Here is a 21,081-nt window from a genome sequence, read left to right on the forward strand (position 1 = left end):
AGAAGGAGAATGTATGGCCTCGACTGAGACATTAGAAATAAAAAATTATATAGGCCTTACTGGGAATAAGCCCATTCGATTTATCGCATCCGATGTAGATGGTACCTTAGTAAACGATGCAAAGGCGATTCCTGAGGATGCTATTGAGGCGATTCGTATCGCTCGTGAAAGTGGCATCCGCGTAGCCATTGCTTCTGGCCGTGCTTGGAATGAGATGAATGATGTCATAGAAAAACTGCCGTGCTTGCGCTATTTTATGTGCACCAATGGTGCTTACGTAATGGATAAGGACGAAAACCGCACTCTATTCCACGTAAGTTTTGATAAAGAACAAGCACTACATTTGCTGCGCAAACTATTAACCTATGGCGTCTATGTAGAGGCCTATGTGAAAGACCAAATCTTTGGCATGTATCCGCCATCTAGATGTATTACACCTGAACGCTTAGGAGTATGCGCTAGCGAGCGTGCTGAGGAAGATAAAAAGACTGTACATGGCATAATGGATAATCATCTGCCTATTACAAAAAATCAGATTTCTGGTACAGGGGACACTCGTCTGCCTGGAGCAACGTACGATCACTATGCATTGGCAGAAGGCAACGAAGCAGCAAAGGTAAAGATGTCTGAATGTGAAATAGAGCAATCTAATTTCTTCTTTAGGCCCAATATTCGTCCATTTATTTTGGCTACGCGGACCATGGTATGTGATTTACTAGCTCATATGGAATCCTTAGACGAAGGGCCTGAGAAGATTCAAATCTTCTACGGTGATGAACCGATGCGTCAACGTATCTTGCAAGACTTGCGCGATGAATACCAAGGCCTATCCCATGACGGTACAGGCCGTGAACGATTCTATGATGTGCTGCTCTCTAGTGAAGGCAATTTAGAATTCGTCTTGCCCCATACTACAAAGGGCACAGCCGTAGAAGCCTTGGCAAAACATTGGGGCTTAAGCCCTGACGAGGTAATGACATTAGGGGATAGCGAAAACGATTTATCTATGCTACGCTTTGCGGGTGCTGGTGTAGCCATGGGCAATAGCAAGCCGAACATTAAAGAAGCGGCACGATACGAAACGACAGACAATAACCACCAAGGCGTGGCAAAGGCAATCTATTCTGCTATTGCGTATAATAGTGAATTAAATAAGAAAAAACAATTATAATAGCTGTTCTTGTATTGAAATATTTTGAATATATTCTTGAGCTAGCGTGATGTTTGTGATCTTATATATTTAAAATATGAATTCTACTATTTAAAAGTAGATAATATTAAGCTTGGCACAGATAAAGAATGCATAGGAGGTGATGTATAATGGGAAATCTAAAGTTTAATATTGACGACACATGCGTTAAGTGTGGTGCTTGTGCTGAGGATTGTCCTGTTCAATGCATCACCGAAGGGAAAACTCGATTTATCATTGGGAAAGGCTGTATCAGTTGTGGTGACTGCTATTCCATCTGTCCCGTGGGGGCTGTAAAAATGTATAAGCGAGAGGCCCCTAAAAAGTGATAGCTAGAAATCTTTCAACATTGTCAGTAAATTGACTTACATACGAAAAGATCCTAAAGAGTGATAGTTAGAAATCCGAACATTAAAGATTTATTTATAATCTACATACGGAATATATGGAGTCGTTATACTTCCTATGGTATAATAAAATGAAATGAAAAATTAGCGTTTGGCTCGGAAAAACGCGCCCCAGTACAGATATGTATGGGCATAATAAATAGTGAATATACTTTCACAAATAGATGCATATGGAGGAAGGCATGGAAAACAAGGAATTTGTAATTGTTGTTGACTTTGGTGGTCAATATAACCAATTGATCGCGCGCCGTGTTCGTGAAAATCACGTATACTGCGAAGTATATCCATACAACAAAGCGCTGGAAAAAATTAAGGAATTAAAACCGCAAGGTATCATCTTTACAGGCGGTCCTAACAGCGTGTATGAAGAAAACTCTCCAAAAATTGAAAAAGAGATTTTTGAACTTGGTATTCCTATTCTTGGCATGTGCTATGGTATGCAGTTTATGGCGCATACATTGGGGGGCAAAGTTAAATCTGCGGATAACCGTGAATTCGGTAAAACACCTACTAAAGTGGATACTACATCTCCATTGTTCAAAGGCTTGGACGAAGACCAAGTTGTTTGGATGTCTCACGTTGACTATGTAGCAAAGGTTCCAGAAGGCTTTGAAATCGTAGCACATACTAAGGATTGCCCTGTTGCATCCATGCAAAATAAAGAACGTAAACTATATGCTATGCAATACCATGCAGAAGTATTGCACACTGAACATGGCAAAGAAATGCTTCATAATTTCTTATACGAAGTATGTGGCTTCACAGGAACATGGACAATGGCAAACTATGCGAAATCTGCTATTGAAGACATCCGCAAAACCGTTGGTGACGGCAAAGTATTGTTGGCATTGTCTGGTGGTGTAGATAGCTCTGTTGCGGCAGCTCTTATTTCTAAAGCTGTGGGCGATCAATTGACTTGTATCTTTGTTGACCATGGTTTAATGCGCAAAAACGAAGGTGACGAAGTAGAAGCAGCTTTCAAAGATTCCGGCATGCATTTCATCCGCGTAGATGCAGAAAAACGTTTCTTAGATAAATTGGCTTGTCTTGAAGATCCAGAAGCTAAACGTAAAGCTATCGGTGAAGAATTCATCCGCGTATTTGAAGATGAAGGCCGTAAAATCGGTTCCGTTGATTTCTTAGCGCAAGGTACAATCTACCCTGACGTTATCGAGTCCGGTACTGGTGAAGCGGAAGTTATCAAATCTCACCACAATGTAGGCGGCTTGCCTGCGGTTGTAGACTTTAAAGGCCTTATCGAACCATTGCGTAACCTCTTCAAAGACGAAGTACGTGAACTTGGTTCTGAATTAGGTTTGGCTGACTACCTCGTATGGCGTCAACCATTCCCAGGTCCTGGTCTTGCGATTCGCGTAATGGGCGAAATCACGAAAGACAAACTAGACATCTTGCGTGATGCGGACTACATCTTCCGTGATGAAATTGCAAAAGCTGGCCTTGATCGCAGTATCAACCAATACTTTGCAGTATTAACATCTACACGTACCGTAGGCGTTATGGGTGACTTCCGTACATACGATTACACATTGGCATTGCGTGGCGTAACAACAACAGACTTCATGACTGCTGACTGGGCACGTATCCCTTACGACGTATTGGATACAATCTCCCGTCGTATCGTAAACGAAGTACAACACATCAACCGTATCGTGTACGATGTTACATCTAAACCACCTGCTACAATTGAGTGGGAATAATAGTAACGAATATGTTCCTGTTTTAAAACCCTTGAAAACAGTTGGATTTAGCGAGTAGGTGTTGCCAAAAACTCCTGATTGATACTATTTTGATACTAAAAAGTTGAAAAAATAGCTTCAAAAGAGAGTTGTTGAATTAAGCGAGCTTTACGAGCGATACTTATTGACCAAAGGGCAATAAGGTAGGAGATTATAGAAAGCCTTCCATCATTTTGGTGGGAGGCTTTTGTGGAGGTAGTGAATTATAAATTGGAAGTTGTGCTTATGGATACTTTTAGTAACAGTCAGTACTCAGGTTTAATTAGTGACTTGTTGAATGATACTCAATATATAAAAATTTCTAATAGAGGAAAATTAGCTGGTCTCAGAAATCATGCAGAGGTTTTAGTTAGAAAAATTTTAAATCTCGGAAACAATCAAAAATTAATGTTGGGACAAATTAGAATAGATTCAGACAATCGGGCTGTGGTGAAGAGTTTGAACAATCTGGGCGAAGAATTAAGCGAAGAATTGATTAGAATAATAAATAATATAAATGTACTTGGTAGAGAGGGGGCACATACTCAGCATATAGATGAATTTTCAAATGAAGAGGTTGAAGGCGTTGAGGATGCAATTTTAGAGTTGTATGCCCTAATGTTTATTAGGCATTTCCAAAAAATAAAAATAAGTGTTTATTCAGATCCTCCGGTGTTACGTCTATTTTCATTGCTACCGCCCGTTATTAGGTATAAAACGTGGAATTACTTGTTTCAAAGAGATAAAAATAATATACTAATTGTTGATAAATTGTGCTTATCTATTATTAAGCTTTATGACAAAAAGACAGCTTATGAATGGCTAGGGGATAATAGAGAAATAATAAAAGCAATTCCCTATCCAAAAGCGGACGATGTTGAACATTATGATAGAATTCACGCTATTGAAATTCACCCGGGAAAAAATGTAGCAATAGTAAGTTTGGATTTTGATAATTATGATAATATGTATGATTTGTTATATGCCAAAATTTGTGATAATCGGACATCCAATAATGAATCGGGAAAGATGTATAAAAATTTTGAAGAAGCGAAAGAGTATTATATCGAAGAGGTAAAAAAATATAGTGATATTTCTGATAAAGATTTCTTAGATTTAATGGAATTTGCATATATTGGAAGAAAATCCATTTTGGAACTAAATTAATGTTCCTACAGTAGTATTAATTTATATCAAAGTATGATGAATAAATATAGTTTATCAAGTTAATCAGATAAATATTTTAGAAAAGCACATGACTTTAAGACCTAAAAATCTTTCAGTTATGTGCTTTTTCTGTGCCTATTTCATTTCCGGAGGAACTTTAACTGACATAGAGTTATTAAATTTGAGATTACTTTCTTCAAAAGGAACATAATCTTTTTTAGACCGTCGGGATGCTTTGCCTTCCAATCTTTCAATGCTTCTTTTGTGATTTCGTTATTCTCATATTTTTTCTTTATTTATTGTCACTATTCAATTATGTCATGAATTCTTGAGATGGACTTAATACCGAAATATATACCTGTGGTAATATATTCGGAATCTTTATTATTCGATGAATGGCAATAAGTAATGCGACAAAATTAAATCAATTTTTTAATCTCATGTTTAAACATGTCAAATGGTGTTTTAAACCCAAGGCATTTTCTAGGTCGATTATTAATCAGCACTAGTGCTTCTGTTAGTTTATCTAGTGTTACTTTAACTAAATCGGTTTTCTTAGGAAAAAGCTCTCGAAGTAAACCATTACTATTTTCATTAGAGCCACGTTGCCATGCTGCATAGGCATCAGCAAAATACATTGGTATCCCAAACTCGTTTTCAACCTGTTCAAAGCACGCAAATTCTTTCCCACGGTCCACTGTAAAGGTTTTAAGTAATTTACTTGTTAATGTGTTGTATAGGGAACTAATAGCTAAAAACATAGAATCCTTAGTTCGGTCATCCGTTTTTATTGCTACATAAAATCGAGTTTTATGTTTAACAAATGTAGCTAAACAACCTTTACTTTGACCTCTAGAAGACACCATTGTATCTAGCTCCCAATGACCAAAAGTCTTACGGTTTTCAACTTCTTGAGGTCGGTCCTTAATGTTTTTTTCACATTGAGCCGTTCACGCTTTTCTTGTGTACCAGGCTTTTTTTGCCTTTCCGGCGAAGTACTTTTTCTGTTACAGCAAGAAAACCACGATGGATCCAAGAATAAATTGTTTTAAAGCTTAGAACTCCAACTAATTCAGCACCAACTATTTCTTCTGGAGACCAAGTTTGTTGTAACCTGGATTCAATTAAAGTCGCTAATTGAGGTGTTAACTTTGTTGGTCTGCCTTTATTAGCAGACTTACTAATTGCTAATTGTTGTGCTTTAATCGCAGAATATTCACCTTCAACGCGATTTAATTCTCTTGCTACAGTAGAATGGTGAACCCCGATTAAGCTAGCAATCCTACGAACAGAGTATCCTTCTCTTTGTAAAACTTCTATTTGACTTCGTTTTTCTATGGTAAGATGTATATAGCTCATATTGGAGACCTCCGTGTCATGTATTGGTGGTTATTTACATTTTACACGAGATCTCCAATATGAGTCTTTTTATTTGTCGCAATATATTTTACAATTCATCAAAGATAAAATCAGACAATATTTTTAGGAAATAAAATGAGCATTTTAATAATTTTCGGGCTAAATAAGAAGAGATAAACAAGAAGCATAATTCATTAGCGTCGAAGTATAATGAATTAGAGGATCTGAAAGTTAATATGAATGAGTATCTTGGTAGAAATAAAAGTAAGAAGAAAAAAGAATCAATTATTAAAACCTTTAATAGAAAAGTTTAGGGCTAAGGTTACAACAAAAGAGATTGCAAGAAGTAATAGGAAAAATCCAAAAGAAATTGATTTATAAAGCAGACTCATATTTAATTATACTTTCAAACGTTATAGCGTATAATATAATATATGACATATAAATGTAGTATAAAATTTTTTAAGGAGAAGATTGATATGGAACTTTCTGAAATCATTAAGACCATTCGTTCAGAATTAAATTTATCTCAAGAAGGATTAGCTAGAAAACTACATGTCGGCTTCAGTTCTGTGAATCGATGGGAGAATAATAAATCAAAACCTAATCAAATAGCAAGATATGCCTTGATAGAGCTTTGTAAAAAGAGAAATTTGGATCAGGATTTGATTTCGTTATTGGAAGATATGAGTTAAGTTAGATAAGGATGATGCGTATGAAGAACGAACAGCAAATAGAGAATGAGTTTATTGAAAAACTGATTGATTTAAAATATGTGTACCGTGAGGACATTAGAGATAAATCTTCATTAGAAGAAAATTTCAGAAAGCATTTTGAAAGATTGAACCGTGTAAAATTAAGTAATTCTGAATTTAAAAGATTATGTGATAGTATAATAAATTCAGATGTTTTTGAGAATGCAAAAAAGCTCAGAGAAATAAATACTTTTAAAAGAGATGATGATACGCCTTTGCAATATACTCTTGTGAATCTCAAAAACTGGTGCAAAAATGAATTTGAAGTAGTTAATCAGCTTCGTATTAATACAGAAGATAGTAACCACCGTTATGATGTTATTTTGCTTATTAATGGGATCCCGGTAGTTCAGATTGAATTAAAGACTTTACAAATCACACCTAAAAAAGCGATGGAACAAATAGTGAATTATAAAAATGATCCTGGAAATGGATATACAAATTCTCTACTTTGTTTCATTCAGCTTTTTATTGTTAGTAATGAAACTAATACCTATTATTTTGCCAATAATCGCAAGGAACATTTTTCATTTAATGCAGATGAGAGATTCTTGCCTATTTATGAATTTGCAGATAAGAACAATAATAAAATAACCAATCTATATGAATTTGCGAATTGTTTTTTGCCTAAGTGTACTATTGGAGAACTTATCAGTAAATATATGGTTTTGGTAGTGAGTGAGCAAAAATTATTGATTATGCGACCATATCAGATTTATGCTGTGAAAGCCATTGTGGATTGTATTGAGCAAAATCGAGGCAATGGATATATTTGGCATACTACAGGTAGTGGTAAAACTCTTACATCATTTAAGACATCAACACTTTTGAAAGATAATCCAGATATCGAAAAGTGCTTGTTTGTTGTGGATAGAAAAGATTTGGATAGACAGACTCGTATAGAATTTAACAAGTTTCAAGAAGGATGTGTGGAAGAAAATACAAATACAGAAAGTTTAGTTAAGCGTCTCACATCTGATGATTATAAGGATAAAGTGATAGTTACTACTATTCAAAAACTTGGACTTGCACTTGATGATGATAGTAAGCGTAATCAAGAAAAAAGAAAAAGAGGCGAATTGACTTTTAAAGAAAGGCTACTAAAGCTTCAAGATAAGCGTATGGCGATTATTTTTGATGAATGCCATCGTTCACAATTTGGAGATAATCATGAAGCAATAAAAACTTTCTTCCCTAAAGCACAATTGTTTGGTTTTACTGGCACACCAATTTTTGAAGAAAATTCAAATTATAAACAAGTTGATGGGACAATTGGTTCTTATAAAACAACAAAAGATGTCTTTGAAAAAGAACTTCATTCTTACACCATCACAAATGCAATTGATGATGGCAATGTTTTACGTTTTCACATTGATTATTTTAAGCCTGATGATACTCATATTGCAGCAAAAACAGATACAAAGATAAGTAAAAGGAAAATTGTAGAAGCTATTTTGTCCAAGCATGATGCGGCAACATATAGTAGACGGTATAACGCTATTTTTGCAACAGCAAGTATAAATGAAGCAATAGCGTACTATGGTTTATTTAATGCTGTACAGAAAGAATACTTAGATTTAGATGAAGGTTTTATTCCATTGAATATTTCTTGCGTTTTTTCGCCTCCGGCTGAAGGCAATAAAGATGTGAAACAACTGCAAGAGGATCTTGTGCAAGAAAAAGAAGATAATAAACAAGAGCCAGACAAGAAAAAAGAAGCCTTAAGGAGAATTATTGACGACTATAATTCAAAATACAAAACAAATCATACTATCAACGACTTTGATTTGTATTATCAAGATGTCCAAAAACGGATAAAAGACCAACAATATCCAAATGCGGATTATCCACATGAAAACAAAATAGATATTGTTATTGTTGTAGATATGCTTTTGACAGGCTTTGATTCTAAATTTTTAAATACTTTATATGTAGATAAAAATTTGAAGCAACATGGATTGATTCAAGCCTTTTCAAGAACTAATCGTGTGCTTAATACCACTAAACCTTATGGCAATATTATTGATTTTAGAGGACATGAAGATGAAGTTGATGCAGCGATTAGATTGTTTTCAGGAAAAGAAAACAGCGACAAAGTTAAAGAAATTTGGCTTGTAGATCCGGCGCCTACTATGATTAAAAAGTTGGGAAAAGCAGTAGATGAACTTGAGCAGTTTATGAATGCACAAGGACTTGAGTGCAAGCCTGAATCAGTAAGTAACCTTAAAGGTGATACGGCTCGTGCCATGTTTATTGATAAGTTTAAACAAATACAGAGGCTCAAAACCCAACTTGATCAATATACAGATATAAAAGAGGAACAAGTAGCTACTATTGAGGCTTTATTACCGGAAGATACAGTTCGAGCATTTAGAGGGGCATATTTAGATATTGCCGGAAGGTTAAAAGATGAACAGGAAAAAGACGTTCATAATGTATCTCCGGAAGTAGAGCAATTGGACTTTGAATTTGTGTTATTTTCATCTGCCGTTATTGATTATGATTATATTATGGCACTTATTTCTCAATATACTCAATCAAATGTGCCGAAGAAAGAAAAGATGACGAAAAAAGAACTGATTGATTTGATTGCTTCTACTTCTAACCTTATGGATGAAAGAAAAGATATTGAAGAGTATATAGAAGAGCTTGATCGATTTATTAAGTCTTCAGAAGAGAATAAAGGCTTAAGTGAAAAGGAAGTAATGGAGGGATACCAGAAATTTAAAGCTGAAAAATCTTCTAAGAAGCTGATTTCCATATCTGAAAAGTATGGGATTGAGCCTGGCTCTTTAGAGGCTTTTGTTAATGGAATTATGGAAAGAATGATTTTTGATGGAGAAAAGTTGATTGATTTACTTGAACCTCTGAATCTTAGTTGGAGAGAACGAACACAAAAAGAATTGGAGCTTATGGATGAATTAGTTCCGTTATTAAAGAAAATGGCAGATGGACGAGAGATTGTGGGGTTAAAAGCGTATGAGTAAAAAAGATAATGTAGCAATGGAACCTAAATATAGATTTCCAGAGTTTTTAAATTGTTTGGATTGGAAAAAAGAAGAACTTAATAAACTTGGAAAAGTTATTTCTGGTTTGACATATAGCCCACAGGATATACGAGAAGATGGTCTACTTGTTTTAAGATCTTCTAATATAAAAGATAATGTAATTGATTTGAATGATACTGTTTATGTGAGATCTGATGTAAAAGGATATACACTGACTGAAGAAAACGATATATTAATTTGTGTTCGTAATGGATCAAAATCCTTAATAGGGAAAAATGCACTTATCCCTAAAGGGATGCCTTTGTGTACTAATGGTGCGTTTATGATTGTTTTTAGAGCGAATAATCCATGTTTTGCGTTCCAACTTTTCCAATCGAAACAATTCGATAAACAAGTAAAAGCTGATTTAGGTGCAACAATAAACTCAATTAATAGTAAACAACTTAAAAAATATATATTTGCTATTCCTCAAGTAAAGAAGGAACAAGAAAAAATTGCAGATTGTTTATCTTCTATAGATGACCTTATTTCTGCCGAAGAAAAGAAATTATCATTGTTAAATGATTATAAAAAAGGTTGGATGCAAAAGCTATTTCCAGCCGAAGGAAAAACAGTTCCTGAATGGAGATTTCCAGAATTTAAAGATAGTAAGGGATGGGAAAAGTTGAATATAGAGAAGGCTTGTTATCCCTCATATAGCGGAGGAACTCCAGTTACTTCTAAAAAAGAATATTATAATGGCGATATTCCATTTATTAGATCGGGTGAAATAGGTAAGGAAAAAACAGAGTTGTTTTTAACCTCAGAGGGATTGGATAATTCTTCTGCTAAAATGATTGAAAAAGGAGATGTTTTAATGGCTCTTTATGGAGCGAATAGTGGTGATGTTGCAATATCGCCAATTAAAGGAGCTATTAACCAAGCAATTCTGTGTTTGAGGCATAAAAATAATAATGCCTTTTTATATCATTATCTTGCATTTAAAAAAAATTGGATAGTTAGAACATATATACAAGGGGGGCAGGGAAATTTATCTGGAGAAATTGTAAAGTCAATTGAACTTTGTTCGCCACAAGAACCTGACGAACAAAATAGAATTGCAGGTTTCTTATCCGTTATAGATGAGTTGACAAGCAACCAAAAAGAAAAAATAGAAGCATTAAAACAGCATAAAAAAGCATTAATGCAAGGATTGTTTCCTTCTATTGAGGAGGTTTGTAAATGAGTATGGATATACCAAAAAGCTTCACAAGAGAAGAATTTCAAAAACTAACAAATAAAACCTTAGGAAATAAACCTCAGGATAATAATCCATTTCAACAATATAAAAAAATAATTACGGATAATTACAAAAAAGATAGTGGTTCTGGAAATTATATTTTGAAAGAAGGACTATCTAGTGAAGCACTTGCAAACATTGATTTTATTTTTAAAAGAATTGGATATAAAGAATTTAATTCAATTAGAGAAATTGCTGAATATTTTAAAAGACTATTGGAGGAAAAAAAATACATTGTTTTATTTGCTTATAACGGAACAGGTAAAACAAGACTTTCTGCTGAATTCAAGTCTTTAGGACAGCAATTGAATGAAGAAACTGGAGAAAAAGCAGCAGATACACTCTATTACAATGCTTTTACAGAAGATTTGTTTTATTGGGATAATGATTTGGATAATGATACAGAGCGTGTGTTAAAGTTCAATAAGAGTTCTCGTTTTTTCAATGGATTAAAAGATCTTGATATGGATAACAGGATTCGCCCTCTTCTTCAGCGATATGCTGACTTTGATTTTAGTATAAATTATGATGATGCATCTATAAATTTTTATAGAGAAGAATCTACGCAAAGAATAGACAATATTAAGGTATCTCGGGGCGAAGAGAACATCTTTATTTGGTGCTTTTTCTTGGCTATTGTCCAATTGGTAATAGACAAAGCGGAGGCATATGAGTGGGTAAAATATATTTACGTAGATGATCCTATCTCTTCTTTGGATGATAATAATGCAATTGCCGTAGCAAGCCATTTGGCTGCACTTATGAAAGGAGAAGGTGTAAAAGTTATTGTATCATCACATCACACATTGTTTTTTAATGTTTTATGTAATGAAATTAGCAGAGCTGAGCAGTTATTTTTGCAAAAAAGCAAAGACAACGCTACGTATATTTTAAAAGATACTACCAAAACGCCGTTTTTTCATCATGTTGCATTATTGAAAGAATTAAAAAAAGCGTCCGATACTGGAATATTATACACGTATCATTTCAATATATTGAGAAACATATTAGAAAAAACAGCTTCATTTCATGGCTACGCACATTTTTCTTCTTGTATTAGAAAAGGTGATGAAGAAAATGAACCTGTGTACACAAGGGTTGTTAATCTTTTAAGTCATGGTAATTATTCTTTATTTGAGCCTAAAGAAATGGTAGATGAAAATAAACAATACTTTAGAGATATACTTAAAAATTTTTTAGAAGATTATAATTTTAACCAAAGATTATTTGAGGAAATTCAAAATGAGGAGAAAAAATAATGAGTAATTCACAACAAAAAGAATTAGGAGATGCACTTTGGGGCATAGCAGATAAACTTCGAGGGGCTATGAATGCGGATGACTTTCGTGATTATATGTTATCTTTTCTTTTTTTAAGATATCTTTCAGACAATTATGAAACTGCGGCAAATAAGGAGCTTAGTAAAGATTATACAGATTGTGAGAAAGAAATTGAAAACATAAAAAATAGTGGAAACATTGATAAGGTTATAGCCGAGTTAAAATTAAAGATAACGGATTATTTTAATACATTGCCTGTAAGTAAGCTGCCCGTAAAGGAAAATGAGACAAATAATGAGGTCATTAAAAGAGCAAGACAAACTCTTGTCGATGAATATGCTAGTTTACTTGAAAGTCAGAAGTTAACTCCTTTGAGTTTATGGTATATCAATAATTTGGATCAAGTATCCTTTTTTGAAAAGCAGATGCGCAAAAAGGTTCATTTTGTCATTAAGCCACAGTACTTATGGAGTAATATTTATGAGTTATCTCGAACACAAAATAATCAACTTTTGAAGACTTTGCAAGCCGGTTTTAAATTTATTGAAAATGAATCGTTTGACAGTACATTTCATGGACTATTTTCAGAGGTGAATCTTGATTCGGATAAATTAGGCAAAAATTATCAATTGCGTAATGAAATGCTTTGCTCTATAATAACGGAAATTGCTGAAAAACTTGCCGAGTTTACCAATGAAGTAGATTTGTTAGGCACAGCCTATGAGTATTTGATAGGGCAATTTGCAGCTGGTTCCGGTAAAAAAGCTGGAGAATTTTATACCCCACAGCAGATTTCTAATATTCTTTCCAGAATTGTTATATTGGATAGCCATAAACCGGAGTTAGGAAAAAGGGATTTTATAAATAATCTTTTGGATTTCGCATGTGGTTCGGGGTCTTTACTTATAAATGTAAAAAAACATCTTGAACCGAATAGTATTAGCCAAATATATGGACAAGAGAAGAATATAACGACATATAACCTTGCACGAATGAATATGCTATTACATGGGTTTAAGGATTCAGAATTTACAATTTTTCATGGTGATTCTCTACTTAATGATTGGTCGCTGCTGAATGAAATGAATCCGGCAAAAAAGTTAGAGTGTGATGCAATAGTAGCAAATCCCCCTTTTAGTTATCGATGGGAACCGGACGATACTTTAGCTGAAGATTTTCGTTTTAAAAGTTATGGACTTGCACCAAAGTCGGCAGCTGATTTTGCATTCTTGTTACATGGGTTCCATTTTTTGAGTAAAAATGGAACAATGGCGATTATCCTACCTCATGGAGTATTGTTTCGAGGAGGTGCAGAGGAGAAAATTAGAACTAAACTTTTGAAAGATGGAAATATTGACGCGGTAATCGGACTGCCAGCTAATTTATTCTTTTCGACAGGTATACCGGTTTGCATTCTTGTATTGAAAAAATGCAAGAAACCTGATGATGTATTATTTATCAATGCAAGTGAGTATTATGAAAAAGGTAAACGACAAAATGTTCTTTTACCAGAGCACATAGATAAAATTGTTGATGCATACCAATTCCGTAGGGAAGATGACAAGAGGTATTCACGTCGCGTATCTATGGAAGAAATTGAGAAGAATGGATACAATTTAAATATTTCTCGATATGTAAGCACAGCTCCTGAAGAAAAAATAATTGATATTGAAGAAGTGGCAAAAGAATTGAGGACAATAGAGTACGACATCAAAAAGGCAAAAGATGTTCATAATGTATTCTTGAAAGAGCTTGGTCTTGAACAACTACCATAGGTTTATGTTTATAACAAGTGTAAAGATAAGGAGTTGTATGTTATATGCCAAATTTAAAAACAAAAGAATATAGGCAATTTGAAGATATTAAGTACATCAGAAAAGATGGAAGTGAGTATTGGAGTGCAAGAGAACTTGCTGCTGTACTTGATTATTCTCAATGGCGAAACTTTCAAAAGGTAATTGATAGAGCAATGATTGCTTGTGAGAATAGCGGTCATGAAGTAGCATACGATTTTGCTGAGGTCAGCAAAGTCGTGGAAGCAGGTGCTACAAGCAAGTCTATAAAAGATTATGAACTTACGAGATATGCTTGCTATTTGATTGTGCAAAACGGCGACCCGAGAAAAGAAGTGATTGCACTTGGACAAACCTATTTTGCTATACAAACATATCGTCAAGAAATAGCAGATCATTTTAATCAACTTGATGAAGATAGAAGAAGGCTTGTTGTTCGTGGAGATATTAAACAATGGAATCAACTTTTGGTAGAAACAGCACATGATGCTGGAGTCATCACAAACGAAGAGTTTGCTATATTTCAGAATGCAGGATATATGGGATTGTATGGTGGATTAGATGTTGAAGACATACATGATAGAAAAGGCTTAACCGCGAGACAAAAGATTTTAGATTATATGGGAAGTACTGAATTGATTGCTAATCTATTCAGAATATCCCAAACGGAAGAAAAGTTAAGAAAAGATAAAGTTAAAGGTGCAGAAATAGCAACAAAGGTTCATTATTCAGTAGGAAAAGAAGTAAGAAGTGCTATTGAAAAAATAGGCGGCACTATGCCGGAAGATTTGCCTGTTCCGGAGAAAAGCATTCAACAGATAGAAAAAGAACAAATGAAACGTCTAAAAGATAAAGCTAAAAAAGGCAAATTGATGTTGGATGAATAATGTGTGTCCAAAGAAAATCATTTCTACTGTAGTATCAATATTGATACTGTTTTGATATTAAAAAATTTAAAAACTCTTAAATTGCAATATGAAATTGAACACTCTGTAAATCCATAACTTTATTAACTTCTTCAATGAAGACTTCTTGAGGCGTTTGGTAATCCAACAGCTTTCGGGGTAAATTGTTGCACCAATTTAACGCCCGCTGAATCGTTTCTTCTGACACAGCCTTTATGGGCATTCCTTTTGGGATAAAGCGGCGTAATAGTCCGTTATGTCGTTCATTTGAACCGCGTTCCCCAGGCGAGTACGGGTGAGCAAAAAAAATAGATAAATCCTCTGTTTCTAATGTACTTATGTCTGCAAATTCACGGCCATTATCAGCCGTAATAGTTTTACATAACATGGATACATTGGAAACGGCCTTAAGAGACTGCAACCAATTTTCTAATGTCATTTTTACGTCCACGGCTTTAGCGGATAGACAACGTAAGGCTACATATAGGCGAGACTTGCGTTCTAACAATGAAACAATTACTTCATCGCTTTTATTCTTTATTCCTCGGACCGTATCCAGCTCCCAATGACCAAATTCTTCGCGGGTAGCAACAGATTCATCACGCAGATCAATGGATTTACCTAACTTGCGTTTGTGTTGCCTGTTATGTCGCTTCTTATGAGAATGGCGAATAACACAAGGCAAATCCATTGGTTTAAGACCTAAAATGCCTTGGTGAAGGTAGTTATATAAAGTTTTAGTACACACCATTTCATTGCGTACAAACAAACCCTTACGTAAGGCGTAGCCAACAGCATCTAAGGACCATTTATCGATTCTTACCTTGGTTTCAACCCAAGATAAAAAGGGCTCAATAGAACCTGCTTTCAAAGTGTTGAAAGAACCTTGGTGGGTTCTTTCATAGGCAAGCTGACCGCAATCTGCTACATACATAAGAACAGCCTTGTTTTGCTTAATTTGAACCACTGTTCCACGCTTTTTCTCAGCATAAATCGTAGTTCTAGAGCGTCCTAATGCCTTGGCAATAGTATTGATAGGATCACCAGCAAGAAGGCGTTTTTCAAGATAAAAGCGCTCTTCCAAATTTAAGTGTTTGTTTGTGCGCAATGATGTGATAAGATTAGAGCAGTCCATATTAGTACCTCGTGATTGATTGCGAATTTGATACTCTAATCTTATCACTTGTACTAATATGGATTTTTTATGTGTTCAGTTTCAATTTACAACTAAGCAAATTTAAAAACTACAAAAAACAGCTATAAAAACGCCTGATTTTAGAAACTTAATAGATACTGATAGTATATAAAAGAAACAAATATGATATGGTAATTATTGAGTGTGAATAAGAATTAGAAAACATAGTATTTAAAGAATACATGTATAAAGGCCTTTCATCGTTATGGTGAGAGGCCTTTTGTGAAAGTAGTAGTTGCTCTAATTTATTTTTTCTATTTTGTTGTTACTAGTAGATAGCTTTAAGGAAACAAGGGTATGGAAACCATAAAAGAATTTTTAGATAGTGACATATATCTAGATATTATAAAAGAACTAGGTGTCGACAACTTTAATCAAGATTTACAAAGTGTTGAAGTAGAAGAGCTAAAAAATCGATTGAGACAGAGACAATTTTTACTAGAAGGGTTTAATTGTAAGGTGCTTTTAGAAAAAGCGATGGTGCAGTTTTACAAGCAAATGATAGAAGCATATGGAAAAGATATTATCGTTTGGACTAAAAAGTTTTGGCAATATAACGATGATACTATTGAGGAACAACCTGATGGTGAATTTTCTATAGGTGAAGAACTGTCTGAAGATGAAGAATCAACTGTAATTGAAATAGGAAAATACTCTATAACGAGTATTGGTTTGTATATAATTGAATTTGACCTCTTGAAGAATCATCAAGACATATTAGCTGATTACTATAAAAGAATATATATTCCTAAGGCAACGAAATATGCAAAAAATGTGATAGCATTATATAAAGAGGTTTTTAGCTAAGATATTTAGATATACTAAATCAGAAGGTTTCCTATGGCACAACAATCACTTGATTTTGCTTTTTGGAATGAGCAGTGGAAAAAAGTTATTATGATCGTGAAAAAGGTATCAGAGCGAATCCTTTAATAGAGTATTGGGATAAGCGGGTTCATGACTTTTCTCTTATGCGTAAAAGTAATGATTATGATTTTGGTCGTAAGGTGTACACTGCGTTGAGTGGTGTGTTAAATTCTAATTCCACTATGCTAGATATAGGGGCAGGGCCTGGTTTCTTTACCATTCCCTTTGCGCAACATATTAAATCTGTAACGTCTATTGAACCATCAAAAGGGATGGTTGCAGTGCTTAAAGAAAATGCTAAAGAGGCTGGCGTAGAGAATTTCTATGTCATTGAGGAACTAATTCAGGACTTACCCCAAGATGGTTCTCCTGATTTTCAGTTTGACCTTGTAGGCGTATCTCTTGTGCTTTGGATGTTTCCTGATGTATGGCTTCGGCTTTTACAAATGGAACAATATTCTAAAGGCTAAGGATAATAAATGTTTGATTTCCTCTCGGGCGGCCATAATCTGGTGGAATCCAAAAGAAATTGTTATTGCCTAGCTTAATAATTAAGCCAATAGATTATGATATTTATTGGCTTTTATATTGTCACCCAAAATTGGTATACTGATGTTAAGTTATAGATTTTTGTTTAAACAGTTGTTTGAAAATAGAGGGGCTATGAATATAACAAGGTCTTTTGGTGAGTATTTTAAATATTCTCTCCATGATGCGCGGATATAGAAAATAGAATACGCAGATGATAATTTGATCCTTACTTTTGAGTACATTTTCTCTTATGAGAACGGTGTTGAACAGACTCATAAGGCTCAGGTTGTGTTTGAGACGTGTGATATAGATTTTTTTGAAATTCTCGTATTTAATAACACAATACTAGATACTTTCACAGGTAAAAGAATTGAGTTACCTCAGTATCAACAGGAATATAGTGAAAGTGAATTCGAGGTTATTACAGAGACCTATAATTGGGGACACGCTGTATTCCAAGGTTGGTTATGGACCGAAGGGAATCCCGTACACTGTATAATGAATATATACTTTAAAGGTGATATGGTATATGTAGTTGAATGAGGCCCGAAATGAGTAATTTAGATTTTACTATTTGCTGTACAGTTACTTTCTTCAGCAAGAAGAGGAGAACTCCACCGAATTTAAATAATGGAATGTACTATCCTCATTTTGTTATAAAAGGTACTGAGGAATATCTTGGTATTAACTTTATTGATGGTGAAGATGTTATTTTTGATAAACCAATTCAAGCTAACGCTTTACCAGTATATGAAACCGTAGATTATTCTGCTCTACAAGCAGGTACTGAGTTCTTTATCATGGAGGGTGGCAATATTGTTGGTGAAGGGATTGTAAAAGCTATCTTTCAACATAAACCATATGGGAGTAAATAACTATGGGCTATAAAAATGTATGTGTAAACTGCCGGATCTCCTTGTCGGAGGGCACAAACTACGAGTTATTTAACAGAAATAAAACCTGCCCTACCTGTAAAGGTAAAATGTACTTTGTAAACGAGAAGTTCAAAGCCCCTAAAAAATCTAATGACAAAGAGTGGAAGATTATAGAGTATTTGTTGTTGAGCGGCTATGATTTCCGCAATCCTTATTGTGGACATGAGCAATGTATTTATTTTGAGTTCCCTAAGAACCTGCAAGAGGCAGAAGAGTTTATCCGAGAAATGAGGAATTTAGATTAAGTCAGGAGGTTTCGTATGGCACCGCAAGTTACAGATTTTTCGTTCTGGAATGAAATGTGGAAACAAAGTTATTATGATCGTGAGAAAGGGATTCGGGCGAATCCATTATTAGAGTATTGGGACAAGCGGGCCAATGATTTTTCTCTTATGCGTAAAAGCAATGACTACGACTTTGGACGGAAGGTGTATGCTGCTTTAAGTAGTGTCTTAACACCTGATTCTAGTATGTTAGACATAGGTGCTGGTCCTGGTTCTTTTACAATTCCTTTTGCTCAACATATTAAATCTGTTACTGCTATTGAACCGTCAAAGGGTATGGTGGCAGTCCTTAAAGAAAATGCCAAAGAATTAAATGTTGAGAATATTAACATCATTGAAGAATTGGTGCAGGACTTACCCCAAGATGGTTCTCCAGATTTTCGATTTGATCTGGTAACCATATCTCTTGTGCTTTGGATGTTCCCTGATGTGTGGCCTCGGCTTTTACAAATGGAACAATACTCTAAAGGCTATTGTGCAATCGTAGCTGGCATTCCCGATTGGAAGAATCCTCGGGAAGCTAGCAAATCTGATGTACAAGAGTTTCAAATTCTGTATAATATGTTACTTTCACAAGGGCGCTCACCTAATGTAAGCATCATTGATTATAGATGTGAACGTACTGTAGAAGATGAAATCGAGTGCCGAAAGATCATATACGAACAGTACTATGGAGACTTAACGCCAGCAGCAGAGGAACAAATCAAAAAAGAAATCATAGCAAAATCTAAGGACAATAAATGTTTGATTTCCTCTCGGTCTGCTATAATTTGGTGGAATCCTAAGGAAGTTGTGTCACACACCTAAGATATAGTTGATAAATGGATTAGAAAAGGCAGTAGCATGATTAATATCGTTAAGGACGATAGGGCGATTACCTATACCGAAGAAAAAAGCTTTACCCCTCAGCAGGTAGCAGAACTGTTTCTGTCTGTTCGCTGGGTGGTGGGCAAGTATCCTGATAGATTGCACAAGGCACTAATGAATTCATCGCGCGTGATTTCTGCTTGGGATGGAGATCGTTTAATAGGTCTTATTCGCGTCATGGATGATAGCGAACTTGTGTGCTTCATCAATTATGTGCTAGTTCATCCTGATTATCGGGGCCAAGGTATTGCAGGGCACTTGCTAGAAATGGTGAAAGACGCTTACAAATCGTATTTGTACATCAATGTTATGATTGGTGAAAGCAAGAATGCTCCATTCTATGAGAAGCATGGTTTTAAAGTAAAGGAAAATTCCTTACCGATGCAATATCGCAATGTACCTAAATATACGAAAAAGTAAATAGAGACAAAGGTTACACAAGATCAAGGTGCCGATTTAATGATATAGTTTATAAATTAAATGGGGACATTACTAATCAATGTGTAGCCTTTGTTGTTTAAACATTATATACTTAAATGAGTAAATTAATACATTGTGTGTCTATTGTATAGAGTGGGAGGTATTATAAGTATGTTTACCTGGTTAAAAAATCTTTTTTCTTCTAATAAAGAATCTCTTGATTCTCATACGAGAGTAGATGCTACAAAGTCTGTCGAGCTAAATTCTGATTTATTGGATGATGAACTGGATCCTTGTACTATTGGGTGGGATGCAATTACTGCAGAATGTGAACGTGTATATCCTGGTCAAACAGATCCTATGCATTTTGGAACATTGATTAGCTGGCGGCTTGGTGGCGATAGCCCTCTTGATGGTATCAGTGTGTATGATGATGGAGATAATTGGCACTTTGTAACATATGGTTTGTCCGAGCTGTACGAAAAGGATAGCGAAGATCCTACAATCAGTGGTTACGGCATGGAGTTTACTTATCGTTTAGATAAAGCAAGTGCCAATGATGATGAGATCAGAAGTGTTTGTGGTGTATTACAACAAATTGCAAAATTTACTTTTACTGCTGGAGAAATTTTTAAACCTTATGAATATCTTTATAGTGGGCAAACAGAGGGCATAGACTCAAATAATAGTTCCAATATTGTTGGCTTTATTACTATTCCTGATGCTAAATTGCAAACTCTTGATACTCCTAATGGCAAATTAGAATTTGTAGAGTTCATCGGTGTGACTAACGAAGAATTACTTGCTGTAAAAGACAAGAAGATGACAGTACAAGAATTATATGATTTGTTGGGGACTGATGTAACATCTTATAATAGAAATCCGGTTCTTGAGTACAATGGTGCTGAGTAATAACTATTAGTAATATTAAAGAAATTAATTGATAAAAAGAGATTAAAGCATATTCAATTCGGATTGGATTTTAATGAAATAAGCTGAAAGCCTTGCTAATAGCGGGCTTTCATTTTTTTATTTACAGTAAAGTAGCAAATATCGATTATAGTAGTACCCCTATACGTTTATTGACACTGTATACCCCTCATG

Annotated in this window: 19 protein-coding genes and 2 pseudogenes; 19 read left to right on the forward strand and 2 right to left on the reverse strand. The window is 34.7% G+C overall.

Going from position 1 to position 21,081, the window contains the following annotated elements; genetic code table 11:
- Window positions 1-13: 13 nt before the first annotated feature.
- The 4 genes from E6X37_RS04805 (at window position 14) to E6X37_RS04820 (ending at window position 4,499) form a co-directional block, all read left to right on the forward strand.
- Window positions 14-1,171, forward strand: coding sequence for an HAD hydrolase family protein (locus E6X37_RS04805; protein ID WP_316101927.1), 1,158 nt, complete (start codon window positions 14-16; stop codon window positions 1,169-1,171).
- A gap of 149 nt (window positions 1,172-1,320) precedes the next feature.
- Window positions 1,321-1,518: a 4Fe-4S binding protein gene (locus E6X37_RS04810; RefSeq protein ID WP_008715202.1), complete on the forward strand. Its 198-nt coding sequence runs from the start codon at window positions 1,321-1,323 to the stop codon at window positions 1,516-1,518.
- A gap of 260 nt (window positions 1,519-1,778) precedes the next feature.
- A complete protein-coding gene (guaA, locus tag E6X37_RS04815) occupies window positions 1,779-3,314 on the forward strand; it encodes a glutamine-hydrolyzing GMP synthase (RefSeq protein WP_287540878.1) in 1,536 nt (511 codons plus the stop codon).
- Window positions 3,315-3,542: 228 nt separating this feature from the next.
- A complete protein-coding gene (locus E6X37_RS04820; RefSeq protein ID WP_316689626.1) occupies window positions 3,543-4,499 on the forward strand; it encodes a hypothetical protein in 957 nt (318 codons plus the stop codon).
- Window positions 4,500-4,918: 419 nt separating this feature from the next.
- Here the strand turns inward: E6X37_RS04820 and E6X37_RS10355 are convergent.
- A pseudogene (locus E6X37_RS10355) lies at window positions 4,919-5,858 on the reverse strand (IS30 family transposase).
- Between the two features lie 240 nt (window positions 5,859-6,098).
- Between E6X37_RS10355 and E6X37_RS04835 the strand changes: the two are divergent.
- The 7 genes from E6X37_RS04835 to dinD all read left to right on the forward strand — a co-directional run bounded on the left by E6X37_RS04835 (window position 6,099) and on the right by dinD (window position 14,860).
- Entirely contained in the window at window positions 6,099-6,239 is a 141-nt protein-coding gene (locus E6X37_RS04835; RefSeq protein WP_004697963.1) for a hypothetical protein, read from the forward strand.
- Window positions 6,240-6,337: 98 nt separating this feature from the next.
- Window positions 6,338-6,553, forward strand: coding sequence for a helix-turn-helix domain-containing protein (locus tag E6X37_RS04840; protein ID WP_004697886.1), 216 nt, complete (start codon window positions 6,338-6,340; stop codon window positions 6,551-6,553).
- A 20-nt stretch (window positions 6,554-6,573) separates the two neighbouring features.
- On the forward strand, window positions 6,574-9,600 hold the full coding sequence (locus E6X37_RS04845; RefSeq protein ID WP_004697825.1) for a type I restriction endonuclease subunit R: 3,027 nt from the start codon (window positions 6,574-6,576) through the stop codon (window positions 9,598-9,600).
- Entirely contained in the window at window positions 9,593-10,846 is a 1,254-nt protein-coding gene (locus E6X37_RS04850) for a restriction endonuclease subunit S (RefSeq protein WP_004697899.1), read from the forward strand. Before E6X37_RS04845 ends, E6X37_RS04850 begins: the two co-directional genes overlap by 8 nt.
- The gene (locus tag E6X37_RS04855; protein ID WP_101928693.1) at window positions 10,843-12,159 is read left to right on the forward strand and encodes an AAA family ATPase; all 1,317 of its coding nucleotides are present in this window, start codon (window positions 10,843-10,845) and stop codon (window positions 12,157-12,159) included. Before E6X37_RS04850 ends, E6X37_RS04855 begins: the two co-directional genes overlap by 4 nt.
- Entirely contained in the window at window positions 12,159-13,955 is a 1,797-nt protein-coding gene (locus tag E6X37_RS04860) for a type I restriction-modification system subunit M (RefSeq protein WP_004697912.1), read from the forward strand. Before E6X37_RS04855 ends, E6X37_RS04860 begins: the two co-directional genes overlap by 1 nt.
- A 44-nt stretch (window positions 13,956-13,999) precedes the next feature.
- Window positions 14,000-14,860, forward strand: a complete 861-nt coding sequence (gene dinD, locus E6X37_RS04865; protein ID WP_004697957.1) for a DNA damage-inducible protein D — start codon at window positions 14,000-14,002, stop codon at window positions 14,858-14,860.
- Between the two features lie 76 nt (window positions 14,861-14,936).
- Here the strand turns inward: dinD and E6X37_RS04870 are convergent, their stop codons facing one another.
- Entirely contained in the window at window positions 14,937-16,013 is a 1,077-nt protein-coding gene (locus tag E6X37_RS04870; protein ID WP_316689631.1) for an IS30 family transposase, read from the reverse strand.
- 357 nt (window positions 16,014-16,370) lie between these two features.
- Here E6X37_RS04870 and E6X37_RS04875 point away from each other — a divergent pair, with 357 nt between their 5' ends.
- The 8 genes and pseudogenes from E6X37_RS04875 to E6X37_RS04910 all read left to right on the forward strand — a co-directional run bounded on the left by E6X37_RS04875 (window position 16,371) and on the right by E6X37_RS04910 (window position 20,889).
- Complete coding sequence (locus tag E6X37_RS04875) at window positions 16,371-16,880, forward strand: hypothetical protein (RefSeq protein ID WP_004697660.1); 510 nt, start codon at window positions 16,371-16,373, stop codon at window positions 16,878-16,880.
- 74 nt (window positions 16,881-16,954) lie between these two features.
- The gene (locus tag E6X37_RS04880) at window positions 16,955-17,410 is read left to right on the forward strand and encodes a class I SAM-dependent methyltransferase (RefSeq protein ID WP_316689633.1); all 456 of its coding nucleotides are present in this window, start codon (window positions 16,955-16,957) and stop codon (window positions 17,408-17,410) included.
- A 193-nt stretch (window positions 17,411-17,603) separates the two neighbouring features.
- Window positions 17,604-18,014 (forward strand): annotated as a pseudogene (locus E6X37_RS04885) (hypothetical protein).
- A gap of 8 nt (window positions 18,015-18,022) precedes the next feature.
- Window positions 18,023-18,346 carry a hypothetical protein gene (locus E6X37_RS04890; RefSeq protein ID WP_316689635.1) on the forward strand — a complete coding sequence of 108 codons (324 nt, stop codon included), beginning with the start codon at window positions 18,023-18,025 and terminating at the stop codon, window positions 18,344-18,346.
- Between the two features lie 2 nt (window positions 18,347-18,348).
- Complete coding sequence (locus E6X37_RS04895; protein WP_077707997.1) at window positions 18,349-18,651, forward strand: hypothetical protein; 303 nt, start codon at window positions 18,349-18,351, stop codon at window positions 18,649-18,651.
- A 15-nt stretch (window positions 18,652-18,666) separates the two neighbouring features.
- A complete protein-coding gene (locus tag E6X37_RS04900) occupies window positions 18,667-19,497 on the forward strand; it encodes a class I SAM-dependent methyltransferase (RefSeq protein ID WP_004697836.1) in 831 nt (276 codons plus the stop codon).
- Between the two features lie 36 nt (window positions 19,498-19,533).
- A complete protein-coding gene (locus E6X37_RS04905; RefSeq protein ID WP_004697741.1) occupies window positions 19,534-19,977 on the forward strand; it encodes a GNAT family N-acetyltransferase in 444 nt (147 codons plus the stop codon).
- A gap of 171 nt (window positions 19,978-20,148) precedes the next feature.
- Window positions 20,149-20,889 (forward strand): suppressor of fused domain protein, encoded by a 741-nt coding sequence (locus tag E6X37_RS04910; RefSeq protein WP_004697829.1) that lies wholly within the window; start codon window positions 20,149-20,151, stop codon window positions 20,887-20,889.
- Window positions 20,890-21,081 lie beyond the last annotated feature (192 nt).

Origin of the sequence: Veillonella parvula (assembly GCF_032550495.1) — a bacterium.
GTDB classification, from domain to species: domain Bacteria; phylum Bacillota; class Negativicutes; order Veillonellales; family Veillonellaceae; genus Veillonella; species Veillonella parvula_G.

What these genes read in the sequence shown, in the direction of transcription:
- E6X37_RS04805 (WP_316101927.1), top strand. Translation starts at nt 14, where the DNA reads ATGGCCTCGACTGAGACATTAGAAATAAAAAATTATATAGGCCTTACT.
- E6X37_RS04810 (WP_008715202.1), top strand. Translation starts at nt 1,321, where the DNA reads ATGGGAAATCTAAAGTTTAATATTGACGACACATGCGTTAAGTGTGGT.
- guaA (WP_287540878.1), top strand. Translation starts at nt 1,779, where the DNA reads ATGGAAAACAAGGAATTTGTAATTGTTGTTGACTTTGGTGGTCAATAT.
- E6X37_RS04835 (WP_004697963.1), top strand. Translation starts at nt 6,099, where the DNA reads ATGAGTATCTTGGTAGAAATAAAAGTAAGAAGAAAAAAGAATCAATTA.
- E6X37_RS04840 (WP_004697886.1), top strand. Translation starts at nt 6,338, where the DNA reads ATGGAACTTTCTGAAATCATTAAGACCATTCGTTCAGAATTAAATTTA.
- E6X37_RS04845 (WP_004697825.1), top strand. Translation starts at nt 6,574, where the DNA reads ATGAAGAACGAACAGCAAATAGAGAATGAGTTTATTGAAAAACTGATT.
- E6X37_RS04850 (WP_004697899.1), top strand. Translation starts at nt 9,593, where the DNA reads ATGAGTAAAAAAGATAATGTAGCAATGGAACCTAAATATAGATTTCCA.
- E6X37_RS04855 (WP_101928693.1), top strand. Translation starts at nt 10,843, where the DNA reads ATGAGTATGGATATACCAAAAAGCTTCACAAGAGAAGAATTTCAAAAA.
- E6X37_RS04860 (WP_004697912.1), top strand. Translation starts at nt 12,159, where the DNA reads ATGAGTAATTCACAACAAAAAGAATTAGGAGATGCACTTTGGGGCATA.
- dinD (WP_004697957.1), top strand. Translation starts at nt 14,000, where the DNA reads ATGCCAAATTTAAAAACAAAAGAATATAGGCAATTTGAAGATATTAAG.
- E6X37_RS04870 (WP_316689631.1), bottom strand. Translation starts at nt 16,013, where the DNA reads ATGGACTGCTCTAATCTTATCACATCATTGCGCACAAACAAACACTTA.
- E6X37_RS04875 (WP_004697660.1), top strand. Translation starts at nt 16,371, where the DNA reads ATGGAAACCATAAAAGAATTTTTAGATAGTGACATATATCTAGATATT.
- E6X37_RS04890 (WP_316689635.1), top strand. Translation starts at nt 18,023, where the DNA reads ATGAGTAATTTAGATTTTACTATTTGCTGTACAGTTACTTTCTTCAGC.
- E6X37_RS04895 (WP_077707997.1), top strand. Translation starts at nt 18,349, where the DNA reads ATGGGCTATAAAAATGTATGTGTAAACTGCCGGATCTCCTTGTCGGAG.
- E6X37_RS04900 (WP_004697836.1), top strand. Translation starts at nt 18,667, where the DNA reads ATGGCACCGCAAGTTACAGATTTTTCGTTCTGGAATGAAATGTGGAAA.
- E6X37_RS04905 (WP_004697741.1), top strand. Translation starts at nt 19,534, where the DNA reads ATGATTAATATCGTTAAGGACGATAGGGCGATTACCTATACCGAAGAA.
- E6X37_RS04910 (WP_004697829.1), top strand. Translation starts at nt 20,149, where the DNA reads ATGTTTACCTGGTTAAAAAATCTTTTTTCTTCTAATAAAGAATCTCTT.